General features: G+C 69.6%; 12 protein-coding genes and 5 tRNA genes. 14 read left to right on the top strand and 3 right to left on the bottom strand.

Annotated features, from left to right (window positions below; genetic code table 11):
• The coding region (locus tag ACWEN3_RS27790; RefSeq protein WP_452976202.1) for a sensor histidine kinase at positions 1-2226 on the bottom strand (2226 nt) is incomplete at its 3' end.
• Between the two features lie 571 nt (positions 2227-2797).
• On the opposite strand from ACWEN3_RS27790, the gene ACWEN3_RS27795 reads away from it, so the two are divergent.
• The 9 genes from ACWEN3_RS27795 (at position 2798) to ACWEN3_RS27835 (ending at position 6995) form a co-directional block, all read left to right on the top strand.
• Positions 2798-2992, top strand: coding sequence for a hypothetical protein (locus ACWEN3_RS27795; RefSeq protein WP_452976204.1), 195 nt, complete (start codon positions 2798-2800; stop codon positions 2990-2992).
• A gap of 317 nt (positions 2993-3309) precedes the next feature.
• A complete protein-coding gene (locus ACWEN3_RS27800; RefSeq protein WP_452976206.1) occupies positions 3310-4095 on the top strand; it encodes a fumarylacetoacetate hydrolase family protein in 786 nt (261 codons plus the stop codon).
• Complete coding sequence (gltX, locus tag ACWEN3_RS27805) at positions 4088-5572, top strand: glutamate--tRNA ligase (protein WP_452976208.1); 1485 nt, start codon at positions 4088-4090, stop codon at positions 5570-5572. Before ACWEN3_RS27800 ends, gltX begins: the two co-directional genes overlap by 8 nt.
• Positions 5573-5711: 139 nt before the next feature.
• The gene (locus ACWEN3_RS27810; RefSeq protein ID WP_452976210.1) at positions 5712-6443 is read left to right on the top strand and encodes an HAD family hydrolase; all 732 of its coding nucleotides are present in this window, start codon (positions 5712-5714) and stop codon (positions 6441-6443) included.
• 90 nt (positions 6444-6533) lie between these two features.
• A tRNA-Gln gene (locus ACWEN3_RS27815) sits at positions 6534-6605 on the top strand.
• A gap of 21 nt (positions 6606-6626) precedes the next feature.
• Positions 6627-6699 (top strand) — tRNA-Glu (locus tag ACWEN3_RS27820).
• Between the two features lie 29 nt (positions 6700-6728).
• Positions 6729-6801: transfer RNA gene (locus tag ACWEN3_RS27825), tRNA-Glu, on the top strand.
• A 21-nt stretch (positions 6802-6822) separates the two neighbouring features.
• Positions 6823-6894 (top strand) — tRNA-Gln (locus ACWEN3_RS27830).
• Positions 6895-6922: 28 nt separating this feature from the next.
• Positions 6923-6995: transfer RNA gene (locus ACWEN3_RS27835), tRNA-Glu, on the top strand.
• A 42-nt stretch (positions 6996-7037) separates the two neighbouring features.
• Here the strand turns inward: ACWEN3_RS27835 and ACWEN3_RS27840 are convergent.
• Complete coding sequence (locus tag ACWEN3_RS27840) at positions 7038-7682, bottom strand: MerR family transcriptional regulator (protein ID WP_452976212.1); 645 nt, start codon at positions 7680-7682, stop codon at positions 7038-7040.
• Positions 7683-7760: 78 nt separating this feature from the next.
• Between ACWEN3_RS27840 and ACWEN3_RS27845 the strand changes: the two genes are divergently transcribed.
• Positions 7761-8270, top strand: coding sequence for a DUF4188 domain-containing protein (locus ACWEN3_RS27845; RefSeq protein ID WP_452976214.1), 510 nt, complete (start codon positions 7761-7763; stop codon positions 8268-8270).
• Positions 8271-8352: 82 nt separating this feature from the next.
• Here ACWEN3_RS27845 and ndgR read toward each other — a convergent pair whose 3' ends face one another.
• Complete coding sequence (gene ndgR / locus ACWEN3_RS27850) at positions 8353-9069, bottom strand: IclR family transcriptional regulator NdgR (RefSeq protein ID WP_452976216.1); 717 nt, start codon at positions 9067-9069, stop codon at positions 8353-8355.
• Positions 9070-9261: 192 nt separating this feature from the next.
• Between ndgR and leuC the strand changes: the two genes are divergently transcribed.
• The 4 genes from leuC (at position 9262) to ACWEN3_RS27870 (ending at position 12571) form a co-directional block, all read left to right on the top strand.
• Positions 9262-10695, top strand: a complete 1434-nt coding sequence (leuC, locus tag ACWEN3_RS27855; protein WP_452976218.1) for a 3-isopropylmalate dehydratase large subunit — start codon at positions 9262-9264, stop codon at positions 10693-10695.
• 5 nt (positions 10696-10700) lie between these two features.
• Complete coding sequence (leuD, locus tag ACWEN3_RS27860) at positions 10701-11294, top strand: 3-isopropylmalate dehydratase small subunit (protein ID WP_452976221.1); 594 nt, start codon at positions 10701-10703, stop codon at positions 11292-11294.
• Positions 11295-11559: 265 nt separating this feature from the next.
• Positions 11560-11790, top strand: coding sequence for an SCO5555 family protein (locus ACWEN3_RS27865; RefSeq protein WP_452976223.1), 231 nt, complete (start codon positions 11560-11562; stop codon positions 11788-11790).
• A 136-nt stretch (positions 11791-11926) separates the two neighbouring features.
• The gene (locus ACWEN3_RS27870; RefSeq protein WP_452976225.1) at positions 11927-12571 is read left to right on the top strand and encodes an HU family DNA-binding protein; all 645 of its coding nucleotides are present in this window, start codon (positions 11927-11929) and stop codon (positions 12569-12571) included.
• Positions 12572-12681 lie beyond the last annotated feature (110 nt).

Genomic DNA, 12681 nt, shown 5'->3' on the forward strand with positions numbered 1-12681 from the left:
TCCTGAACGAGCCGTCCTTGCGCTCGGCTTCGGCAGGGCGAAGGATCCGACCTGCTGAGTCTCACTGGAAGACTCGTACCATCGCAGTATGACCAGCGCGGTCGTACCGCCGGAGTCGGACGGGCGCAGCTGGATGCGGATGCCGTGCCGCTGCGACAGACGACCGACCACGAAGAGGCCCATGCGGCGGGAGACGGAGACGTCCACGGTGGGCGGGGAGGCCAGCCGCTCGTTGATCGCCGCGAGGTCCTCGGGGGAGAGGCCGATACCGGTGTCGTGGATCTCGATCAGCACCCGGCCGTCGGGCAGCGCGTGACCGGTGACCTTGACCTTGGTCTGCGGGGAGGAGAACGAGGTGGCGTTCTCCAGCAGCTCGGCGAGCAGGTGCACGAGGTCGTTGACGACCCGGCCGGCGACCTGGGTCGTCGGCACGGCGGCCAGCTCGATGCGCTCGTACTGCTCCACCTCGGACGCGGCGGCGCGGAGCACGTCGACCAGCGGGACCGGGCGGGTCCAGCGGCGGCCGGGCTCTTCACCCGCGAGAACGAGGAGGTTCTCGCCGTTACGGCGCATACGGGTGGCGAGGTGGTCCAGCTTGAACAGCGAGGACAGCTGGTCCGGGTCGGCCTCGCGGGACTCCAGTTCGGAGATCAGCGACAGCTGACGCTGGATGAGGCCCTGGGAACGGCGCGAGAGGTTGGTGAACATCGCGTTGACGTTGCCCCGCAGCAGGGCCTGCTCGGCGGCGAGGCGGACCGCCTCGCGGTGCACGTCGTCGAAGGCCGCGGCCACCTGGCCGATCTCGTCCCGGGAGTGCACACCGACCGACTCGACGGAGGTGTCGACGTCCTGCGGGTCGGACTCGGACAGCTGCTTGACCAGCTCGGGCAGGCGTTCCTGGGCGACCGTGGTCGCGGTCTCCTGCAGCCGGCGCAGCGAGCGGATCATGGACCGGGCCACGACGAACGCGCCGACCAGCGACACGCCGAGCACGAGCAGGATCAGCGCACCGGAGATGATGGCGTCGCGCTGGGTGGCGCTCTTCAGCTCGCGGGCCTTCTGCTCCATGTCCTCGAGCAGCGTGTGCTCGATCTTCTTCATCTGCTCGATCTTGGTCGAGCTGTCGTCCACCCAGTCGCGGTAGGACCGCGGCGGCAGGTCGGCGAGACCGCCGCGCTGCTCGAAGGCCCGCTTGGCGTAGGTGTCCGCGGACTCGATCGTCGGGTTGCCCTCGTCGATCGGCTTGAGGAGCTCCTCGGCGTTCTCGTTGGCGTAGATCTTCCGGAAGATCGCCAGCTCGGAGTTCTCGCTCTGGTACGCCGAGTCGCCGTAGAGGCGGTCGTTCTCGGAGAGGCTGCCCTTGGTGGTGTTGGTCGCGGGCAGCGCGGCCGCGATCGTGGCGCGCTGGATGGAGGCGTACTCCTTGGCGGTGGAGAAGGCCGCCAGGGCGCGGGTGCGGGAGATCATCTCCGGGTTGCTGGACGCCTCGGCCATGTCCTGGGACAGGCTGATCAGCTCGGTGATGAGCCGGTGGTACGACTCGATCGTCTGGGTCGAGTTGCCCTGCGACGCGTAGGCGCCCTGGCGGATCTTGGCCAGGTCGTCCAGCTGGTTGGCGAGACCGACGAGCGCGTCGCGCACGCCCTGCAGCTGGCCGTTCTTGCTGGCCTGGTCGATCTGCTCGGAGGCGTCGAGGAAGTTCGCGCGTGCCCGGTCGGTCTTCTGCTCGTAGCCCTTGACCGTGTAGTCGTTCGCGCTCAGGCCGTGCGAGAGGGGACCGGCGGACTGGTCGCGCTCCTCCTGGAGCGCGGCCGCCAGCTCGGTGGCCTGCTTGGTCATGTCCGTCAGCAGCTTCATGTTGTCGAGCTGCTGGATGTCGTTCATGTTGTCGTTGATGCGCAGCGCGCCCAGCGATGTCGCCGCGACCACGGGCAGCGCGAGCAGCGACACCAGGCGCGTGGAGATGCGCCAGTTGCGCAGGGCCATGCGCGAGCCGGTGCCGGTCACGCCCGGTGCCGGCTTCACCGTCGGCTTGGGGGCCGCCGAGTTCGCGGGTCCCGCGGCCGTCGACGAGGTCGGGCCGGGGCGCCCGCCGCCGTCTCCGGTCGGGGCCGGGCCCGGGTTCTGGGCGTGCTGGGGCGAGGAGCTGCCCTTCATGGGGCCAGTCCCGTCGTGCGACTCCGGCTCCGCCGAAGCGCTGCCATCCCTCTTGAAACGTCCCTGCACTAGCGTCGCAACCTCTGGACCAGGCGCCCCTCCGCGCGAACGGAGGGACACGGTGTCGGCGTTGTGGGGAGCGCCCTGAATACGCCCCCCGAGTGGTCTTGAGTGACCGGCGCAGGTTCCCCCTATCTCGCCGCCACTCGGCGCTGCGTTGCGCCCCCTGCGCGCCGGCTCGATCCTGCGGCGGTCCGTGGAATTCCAGCACAGTGCAGGATCTCCAACAAGGGCCGTGTCCCGAGCTGTGACCTACGTGACGGGCCGTGAGTGCCGGATTACCAACCGTGGAAGCGGATTCCGGTCATAGCGGACGCAATCCGGCGAGTCGCCGCCCGGTGTCACGTGTCCCAGTCGCCATGATCAGGAGCGGAATGGTGGCTTCAGGGGCTCAATGTCCGTTTCCGGGAAGCGGGTTGTCGGGCGGAATTGACCGGTTTGCTCCAGGGGTCGTGAGCAAACTCACATGAACATCGGGGCCGGTTGGCGAGTTCGGCAGGGAATCAGATGTTTAGCCTGGCGCTTTACATGAGGGACGTATCTGTCAGCCCGCCGACACAGAACCAGGACCCGTACAACCGTGAAGACGACGATGTTGTTCCGCACGATAGCCAACCCGCGACGCACGACCCTGGCGCACCTGGAGGACGCCGGCGAACTGCAGACGCCCGCGCTGCCGGAACCGTCCGTCGAGCTTCCCGCCCAGACGGCCAACCCGAGGCGCACCATCCTGGTCGACGTCCCGGAGAGCGTGCTGGCGACGGCCGGCGAGTAGACGCCCCGCGGAGTGCGGCCGGGAGGACCACGGACCCTCCCGGCCGCACTCGTCTTTTCCCGGCGCGGCGCATTCACGCGAGCGTGTTTTCCCCGGCCCCCTTTGCCGGCCGCCCGAAATGAGCGCAGCCTTTTCCGCAGCCTGGCCGCCAAAGCGTCCTGACCTGGGGCTATGCCCTCGGAAGCGAATTCGGCCCCGCCTGTATCCGGTACCGGAAAACACCTGACCGGCTGCCGTACCGGCCGAACGCCGGGCCGCCCGACCGGTTAACCTGGGGCGTCAGTACGCCGGTTCTAGTTGAGGGGCGCGAGGATCCCGTGCGCATCGCCAGGTTCTCCATCGACGGGAACGTAGCCTTCGGCGCGGTCGAGGGCGACAAGCAGGACGAACTCGTCCTCGACATCATCAAGGGCATCCCCTTCGCGGATCACGAGCTGTCCGGGACGAAGGTCCCGCTGAGCAAGGTCAGGCTGCTCCCGCCGGTCCTCCCCAACAAGGTCGTGGCCTTCGGCCGCAACTACGCCGAGCACGCCCGTGAGCTGGGCAACGAGGCGCCCGACGTCCCGTTCGCCTTCTTCAAGCCGTCCACCTCGGTGATCGGCCCCGGCGACGACATCCAGTACCCGCCGTTCTCCGAGGAACTGCACCACGAGGCCGAGCTGGCCGTGGTCATCGGACGCATGTGCCGCGAGGTCCCGCGCGAACGCGTCAAGGACGTGATCTTCGGCTACACCTGCGCCAACGACGTCACCGCCCGCGACGTGCAGCGCCGCGAGAAGCAGTGGGCGCGGGCCAAGGGCTTCGACACCTCCTGCCCGCTGGGCCCCTGGGTGGAGACGGACCTGGACCTCGAGCGCGCGAACGACCTGACCGTCCAGCTCACCGTCAACGGCGAGCAGCGCCAGCTGGGCCGCACGAGCGAGATGACCAACTCCATCGAGGACCTGGTCGTCAACATCACCGAGGCCATGACCCTGCTCCCCGGCGACGTCATCCTCACCGGCACCCCCGCGGGGGTCGGCCCCCTGCACGTCGGCGACGAGGTCGCCGTCACCATCGAAGGCATCGGCACTCTCACCAACAAGGTTGTCAAGCGTGGCTAGCGCATCCGGCTCACCCGTACGCGTCCGTTTCTGCCCCTCGCCCACCGGTAACCCCCATGTGGGCCTGGTCCGCACCGCCCTGTTCAACTGGGCGTTCGCCCGGCACCACCAGGGCACCCTGGTCTTCCGCATCGAGGACACCGACGCGGCCCGCGACTCCGAGGAGTCGTACAACCAGCTGCTCGACGCGATGCGCTGGCTCGGCTTCGACTGGGACGAGGGCCCCGAGATCGGCGGCCCGCACGCGCCGTACCGCCAGTCCCAGCGCATGGACATCTACGCCGACGTCGCGCAGAAGCTCCTCGACGGCGGCCACGCCTACCACTGCTACTGCTCCCAGGAGGAGCTGGACACCCGCCGCGAGGCCGCCCGCGCCGCCGGCAAGCCGTCCGGCTACGACGGCCACTGCCGCGACCTGAGCGCCGAGCAGGTCGAGGAGTACCAGGCCCAGGGCCGTGCCCCGATCGTCCGCTTCCGCATGCCGGACGAGACGATCACCTTCACCGACCTGGTGCGCGGCGAGCTCACCTTCACCCCGGAGAACGTGCCGGACTACGGCATCGTCCGCGCGAACGGCGCCCCGCTGTACACGCTGGTCAACCCGGTCGACGACGCCCTGATGGAGATCACCCACGTCCTGCGCGGCGAGGACCTGCTCTCCTCCACCCCGCGCCAGATCGCGCTCTACAAGGCGCTGACCGAACTGGGCGTCGCCAAGCAGACCCCCGCCTTCGGCCACCTGCCGTACGTGATGGGCGAGGGCAACAAGAAGCTGTCCAAGCGCGACCCGCAGTCGTCCCTCAACCTCTACCGCGAGCGGGGCTTCCTGCCCGAGGGCCTGCTCAACTACCTCTCGCTGCTGGGCTGGTCGCTCTCGGCCGACCAGGACATCTTCACGATCGGCGAGATGGTCGCGGCCTTCGACATCGCCGACGTGAACCCCAACCCGGCGCGCTTCGACCTGAAGAAGTGCGAGGCGATCAACGCCGACCACATCCGCATGCTGGATGTGAAGGAGTTCACCGAGCGCTGCCGCCCGTGGCTGAGGGCCCCGTTCGCCCCCTGGGCGCCGGAGGCCTTCGACGAGGCCAAGTGGCAGGCGATCGCCCCGCACGCCCAGACCCGCGTGAAGGTCCTCTCCGAGATCACCGAGAACGTCGACTTCCTGTTCCTGCCGGAGCCGGTCCTCGACGAGGCCTCGTGGGCCAAGGCGATGAAGGAGGGCTCCGACGCCCTGCTCCGCACCGCCCGCGAGAAGCTGGAGCAGGCCGACTGGACCTCCGCCGAGTCCCTGAAGGAGGCCGTCCTGGCCGCCGGCGAGGCCCACGGCCTCAAGCTCGGCAAGGCCCAGGCCCCGGTGCGCGTCGCCGTCACCGGCCGCACCGTCGGCCTGCCGCTCTTCGAGTCCCTCGAGGTGCTGGGCAAGGAGCGGACGCTGGCCCGCATCGACGCGGCCCTCGCGCGGCTGAGCGCGTAGCCGGCGCACCTCTGAGGGGCGGCACCCGGACCCCCGGGTGCCGCCCCTTCGCCGTCCCCCGTACGGACACGGTCGGTGTGACATCGCTCACCGAGCGCGACCGGGGCGGCGCCGCCGTTCCCGGGGTTACGGTCGGACCGTGAGCATCAAAGCCGTGGTCTGGGACGTGGACGACACCCTTTTCGACTACACCTCCGCCGACCGGGAGGGCATGCGGGCCCATCTGGCGGCCGAAGGGCTGCTCGCCGGGCACGAGACCGCGGAGCAGGCCCTCGTGCGGTGGCGGAGGACCACCGACCAGCAGTGGGCGCGCTACGCGGCGGGGGAGTGCTCCTTCCTGGCCCAGCGGCGCGGCCGCGTCCGGGTGTTCCTGGAGGCGGAGCTGACCGACGCCGAGGCCGACGCCTGGTTCCAGCGCTATCTGCGGCACTACGAGGCCGCCTGGGGGCTCTTCCCGGACGTCCTGCCCGTCCTGGAGGCGCTCGCCGCCAGCCACCGGCACGCCGTGCTGTCGAACTCCAGCATCACGGTCCAGGAGCACAAGCTGCGCACCCTCGGCGTCCTCGACCGCTTCGAGAGCGTGCTGTGCGCCGCCGAGCTGGGCGTGTCCAAGCCGCAGGCCGGCGCCTTCCTCGCGGCCTGCGAGGCGCTGGGCCTGCCGCCGCACGAGGTGGCGTACGTCGGCGACCACCCGGAGATCGACGGCCGGGGCGCCGCCGAGGCCGGGCTGCTGTCCGTCTGGATCGACCGCGGGACGGCCTACGCGCAGGCCGCCGGCGAGGTCGTGGCGCACCGGATCGCCACCCTCGCCGAACTCCCCGCGCTCGTCCGGGCGCATACCCGTTTTGGAGCCCCGTCCACCTTCGGGTAATGTTCTTCCTGCGCCGAGGGAAGCGGGCCGGAAGGCCGGAACCCCGAGGCGCAAACTAGAACGAGACCCCTTCAGGGGCTTGAGTTCCAGTGGCCTATGGTGTAATTGGCAGCACGACTGATTCTGGTTCAGTTAGTCTTGGTTCGAGTCCAGGTAGGCCAGCTCGCAGAGCTCATCTGCAAAGCCCCCGTTGTGTAGCGGCCTAGCACGCTGCCCTCTCAAGGCAGTAGCGCCGGTTCGAATCCGGTCGGGGGTACTGGTCCTGATCATGTCGGGATCGCTAGGGCCCCCGTTGTGTAGCGGCCTAGCACGCCGCCCTCTCAAGGCGGTAGCGCCGGTTCGAATCCGGTCGGGGGTACTGACTGGTCTAAACCACCATTGGTCTATGGTGTAATTGGCAGCACGACTGATTCTGGTTCAGTTAGTCTTGGTTCGAGTCCAGGTAGACCAGCTCGGATCTGCGGAAACGTAAGATCCTCGCCCCCGTTGTGTAGCGGCCTAGCACGCCGCCCTCTCAAGGCGGTAGCGCCGGTTCGAATCCGGTCGGGGGTACGTGTTTCGAAGGCCCTCCACCTCGGTGGAGGGCCTTCGGCGTCACTCGAGGCCGTAGCGCCGCGTCGACTCCTCCTCCTGGGCCAGCCGGTGCAGCGCCCGCAGCACCGGCTCGTTCAGGATCGCCCCCAGGACCGCGAACTCGATCCGTTCCGCCTCGGACGGGTGCGTCTCCATGTTGTCCAGGTCGAGCACGGCCGTCCGGTGCATCAACTCGGCGTACGGCGCCAGCAGTTCGGCGCCCCACCCGTAACCGAGCCGGCGGAACGCGGCCACCGCCACCACCAGTGAGCGGTACGCGGGGGAGACGGCCGTGAGCCGCTTGGCGTTCTCCCAGCCGAGGCGGTCCAGGAGCTCGGCGACCTCCTGGTGCGCGGCCCGGACGTACTCGTCGTCCTCGTCCGGCTCCGGCACCTGCGGCAGCGCCCAGAGCGCCGCGCCCAGCCGGATCGTACGGCCCAGGGAGTCGTCGTCCACGTGCCCGAGCACCTCGCGCACCTTCGCCACCGGCACCCGGCCGACCTGGATCATCGCCCGCACCAGCCGCAGCCGGCGCAGATGCTCCTCGTCGTACTCGGCCGTCGTGGTGTTGACCTGCCGGCCCGGCGGCAGCAGCCCTTCACGCAGGTAGTACTTGATCGTCGCGGTGGACACACCGCTGCGTGCGCTGAGTTCGGCCAGCCGCATGTCTTGCGCTCCTCCTCGGAAAACGGCAGTGTCCCAGCATGCACGTTGGATAGCGTCACTCGCCAATAAGGGGGAACCATGGTGTCCCGTACGACCGCCGACGCGCAGGGCGAGGCCGTCGTCCTGCTGATCGGCATGCGCATCAACCGCTTCCGGGCGGTGCACCTGTGGCTGCCGGTCATGCTCGCGATGCTCCGCATGCTGCGGGAACTGGAGAAGGACCCCGGACGGGGGCTGCGCGCCAAGGTGCTGCTGACGGCCTCGCCCCGCTCGTACTACGTCGTGCAGTACTGGGAGTCCAAGGAGCAGCTCTACGCGTACGCCACGGCGCCCGACGCCCTCCACCACAAGGCCTGGGCGGTGCTCAACCGGAAGGAGCGGACCGGGAAGCTGCGCGGGCAGGTGGGCATCTGGCACGAGGCGTACGTCGTGCCGGAGGGCTCGTACGAGGCGATCTACGGGGACATGCCGGCGTTCGGGCTCGCGGCCGCGCACGGGCAGGTGCCGCTGGAGAGGCGGGGCCGGTACGCCAAGGACCGGTTCGCCCACCGGCAGGGGAAGACGCCGGCGGCCGACAAGACCGGCTGACGCGGGAGCGGGGGGATCGGGGGAGCGAGGAGGGCGTGCCGCGGCGTTGGGGCAGGCCCTCCTCGGTGTTCCGGGGCCCGGCTCAGCCCGAGCGGCGCAGGGCCTCCGAGAGGCGGGCGGCGGCGTCGATGACCGCCTGGGCGTGCATGCGGCCGGGGTGGCGGGTCAGGCGCTCGATCGGGCCCGAGACGGAGACGGCGGCCACCACACGGTTCGAAGGGCCGCGCACGGGCGCCGAGACGGACGCGACGCCCGGCTCGCGCTCGCCGATCGACTGGGCCCAGCCGCGCCGCCGTACGCCCGACAGGGCCGTCGCCGTGAAGCGGGCGCCCTGCAGGCCCCGGTGCAGGCGCTCGGGCTCCTCCCAGGCGAGCAGGATCTGCGCCGAGGAGCCGGCCTTCATCGTGAGCGTCGAGCCCACCGGGACCGTGTCCCGCAGACCGGACAGGCGTTCCGCCGCGGCCACACAGATCCGCATGTCACCCTGGCGCCGGTAGAGCTGCGCACTCTCGCCGGTGACGTCGCGGAGGTGGGTGAGCACGGGGCCCGCCGTCGCGAGCAGGCGGTCCTCGCCGGCCGCCGCCGCGAGTTCCGCGAGGCGCGGGCCGAGGATGAAACGGCCCTGTATGTCGCGTGCCACCATGCGGTGGTGTTCCAAAGCCACGGCCAGGCGGTGAGCCGTGGGTCGTGCCAGTCCGGTGGCTCCGACCAGACCCGCGAGGGTGGCCGGACCGGACTCCAGAGCGCTCAGGACGAGGGCCGCCTTGTCCAGAACGCCGACGCCGCTACTGTTGTCCATGCAACGATATTCACGTCTCACTCTGTGAAACGCAAGTTCAATTTTCGCTGGAACGCGCCACCCTTGAATCACACAGCGGCCCGTGAACCACAAGGGCCCGGCGGCGAACGCCCGAAAACACCGGGGCGCGGGCGCCGCCTCCTCAAGATCTCTAGTTGGGCCGGTGCACGCATGCCGGCCGGAGGGAAAGCGATGGGTAGGACACTCGCGGAGAAGGTCTGGGACGACCACGTCGTCCGGCGCGCCGAGGGCGAGCCCGACCTCCTCTACATCGATCTGCACCTGCTGCACGAGGTGACCAGCCCGCAGGCCTTCGACGGGCTGCGCCAGAACGGCCGCCAGGTGCGCCGCCTCGACCTCACCATCGCGACCGAGGACCACAACACCCCGACCCTGGACATCGACAAGCCCATCGCCGACCCGGTCTCGCGCGCCCAGCTGGAGACGCTGCGCAAGAACTGCGCCGAGTTCGGCGTGCGCCTGCACCCGCTCGGCGACGTCGAGCAGGGCGTCGTCCACGTCGTCGGCCCCCAGCTGGGCCTGACCCAGCCGGGCACCACCGTGGTCTGCGGTGACTCCCACACCTCCACGCACGGCGCCTTCGGCGCGCTGGCGTTCGGCATCGGCACCTCGCAGGTCGAGCACGTGCTGGCCACCCAGACGCTGCCGATGGCCCGCCCGAAGACCATGGCGATCACCGTCGAGGGCGAGCTGCCCGAGGGTGTCACCGCCAAGGACCTGATCCTCGCGATCATCGCCAGGATCGGCACGGGCGGCGGTCAGGGCTACATCCTGGAGTACCGCGGCTCCGCCGTCGAGAAGCTCTCGATGGAGGCCCGGATGACCATCTGCAACATGTCGATCGAGGCCGGTGCCCGCGCGGGCATGATCGCCCCCGACGAGACGACCTTCGAGTACCTCAAGGGCCGCCCGCACGCCCCCGAGGGCGCCGACTGGGACGCCGCCGTCGCGTACTGGAAGACCCTGCGCACGGACGAGGACGCGGTCTTCGACGCCGAGGTCGTCATCGACGCCGACGAGCTGTCCCCGTTCGTCACCTGGGGCACCAACCCCGGCCAGGGCGCGCCGCTTTCGGCGTCCGTCCCCGACCCGGCTTCGTACGAAGACGCTTCGGAGCGCTTCGCCGCCGAAAAGGCCCTGGAGTACATGGGGTTGGCGGCCGGGCAGCCGCTGCGCTCCATCGAGGTGGACACCGTCTTCGTAGGCTCCTGCACCAACGGCCGCATCGAGGACCTGCGCGCCGCCGCGGACCTGCTGCGGGGCCGCAAAGTCGCCGACGGAGTACGGATGCTGGTCGTCCCGGGCTCCGCGCGCGTGGGCCTGCAGGCCGTCTCCGAGGGCCTCGACGTGGTCTTCAAGGAGGCGGGCGCCGAGTGGCGGCACGCGGGCTGCTCGATGTGCCTCGGCATGAACCCCGACCAGCTGGCCCCGGGTGAGCGCTCCGCGTCCACCTCCAACCGCAACTTCGAGGGCCGGCAGGGCAAGGGCGGTCGTACGCACCTGGTGTCGCCGCAGGTCGCGGCGGCCACCGCCGTCCTGGGCCACCTGGCCTCCCCGGCCGACCTGACCGACCTGACCGACGACCGTACGCCCGCTGGAGTCTGAGAATCATGGAAGCCTTCACCACCCACACCGGCCGGGCGGTGCCGCTGCGCCGCAGCAACGTCGACACCGACCAGATCATCCCTGCTCACTGGCTCAAGAAGGTGACCCGGGACGGCTTCGAGGACGGGCTGTTCGAGGCCTGGCGCAAGGACCCCGAGTTCGTGCTCAACCGCCCCGAGCGGCAGGGCGCCACGGTTCTCGTTGCCGGCCCCGACTTCGGCACCGGCTCCTCCCGCGAGCACGCCGTCTGGGCGCTGCAGAACTACGGCTTCAAGGCCGTGATCTCCTCCCGCTTCGCCGATATCTTCCGGGGCAACTCGCTGAAGAACGGTCTGCTCACGGTGGTCCTGGACCAGGAGACCGTGGACGCGCTGTGGGAGCTGACCGAGAAGGACGCGACCGCTGAGGTCACTGTGGACCTTGAGGCGCGTGAGGTGCGCGCCGAGGGCATCACCGCCCCCTTCGAGCTGGACGAGAACTCGCGCTGGCGGCTGCTGAACGGCCTGGACGACATCTCCCTCACGCTCCGGAACGAGGGCGACATCGCCGCGTACGAGGCCGAGCGGCCCTCCTACAAGCCGCGGACCCTCCAGGCCTGACCCGGACCCCCTGAGCGGGTCGGGTTTCGGCCACCCCAACACCCCGTCCGTACCCCCGATCGCCACGATCGGGGGTACGGCCATGTCTGCACCCGAACGGAGCTGCGCATCTCCCTCGCCGTGCCCAACTCGCCGCGTTAGCAAGGCCGTTGCCGGGGTACCTGAGTGCTGTGATCGTCTCCTTGGCAAGTGCCTGGAAGGCCATTTGAGGCGGCAGTTGCACCCTGCGGGGGCGACAACTCGCCCCAGATGGCACAATCTGTGCATGGACCACGACGGCCAACTCCAGCTCTATACGGCGGTCGCGAACCAGCTCAAGGAAGCGCACGCAAAAGTGCGCGCACTGCAAGTCCCGGAGGGCGTACGGATGGCGCTGACCCGGAAGCTGCTGGTCATTACGGCCGCGGCCAAGCACGATCTCGCCGGTACGGCAAGGCGGCTCGAGCGGTTCACCGCGGACCTCGACGAGGGTCGGATCCCTGACGAGGACTGCTGAACGGCCCGGAGCAACCGAATCCGTTGCGGCACAAGGGTGATAAGCCCGTTTCGTGTTTGATTTGCGGTATATATCTGCCTAACGTGCGAAAAAGCTTGAACACTTTCGTTCTGGCGATGTCTCCGAAGGGGAAGACGTGAACAAGGCGCAGCTCGTAGAAGCGATTGCCGACAAGATGGGCGGCCGTCAGCAGGCCGCCGAGGCTGTCGATCATGTCCTGGACGCCATCGTCCGCGCGGTCGTCGCGGGCGAGCGGGTCTCGGTCACCGGCTTCGGGTCCTTCGAGAAGGTGGACCGCCCCGCCCGTTACGCCCGTAACCCCCAGACGGGCGAGCGGGTTCGGGTCAAGAAGACCTCCGTGCCGCGCTTCCGCGCCGGTCAGGGCTTCAAGGACCTGGTGAGCGGCTCCAAGAAGCTCCCGCGGGGCGGCGAGGTCTCCGTGAAGAAGGCGCCCAAGGGCAGCCTGACCGGCCCTGCTGCCGCGACGGTCAAGAAGGCCGCGGCGAAGAAGACCACCAAGGCGGCCGCGAAGAAGACCACCGCCAAGAAGGCGGCGCCGGCGAAGAAGACCACGGCCGCGGCGAAGAAGACCACGGCGAAGAAGACCACGGCCAAGAAGACCACGGCGACCGCGAAGGCCGCCGCGTCGAAGACCGCCGCGAAGAAGACCACGGCCAAGAAGGCCCCGGCGAAGAAGGTCACCGCCAAGAAGGCCCCGGCCAAGAAGTCGACGGCCCGCAAGACCACCGCCAAGAAGGCCACCGCCCGCAAGGCGTCGTAAGGTCACCGAACAGGCACTCACGCGCCGGGCCGGACTCCCTGGGGAGCGAACAGGGCGTCTTCCAGAAGGAACTGGGCGCCACCAAGGCGGACTACGCCACCTTCAGCGCC

The sequence above is a fragment of the Streptomyces sp. NPDC004561 genome, assembly GCF_053602155.1.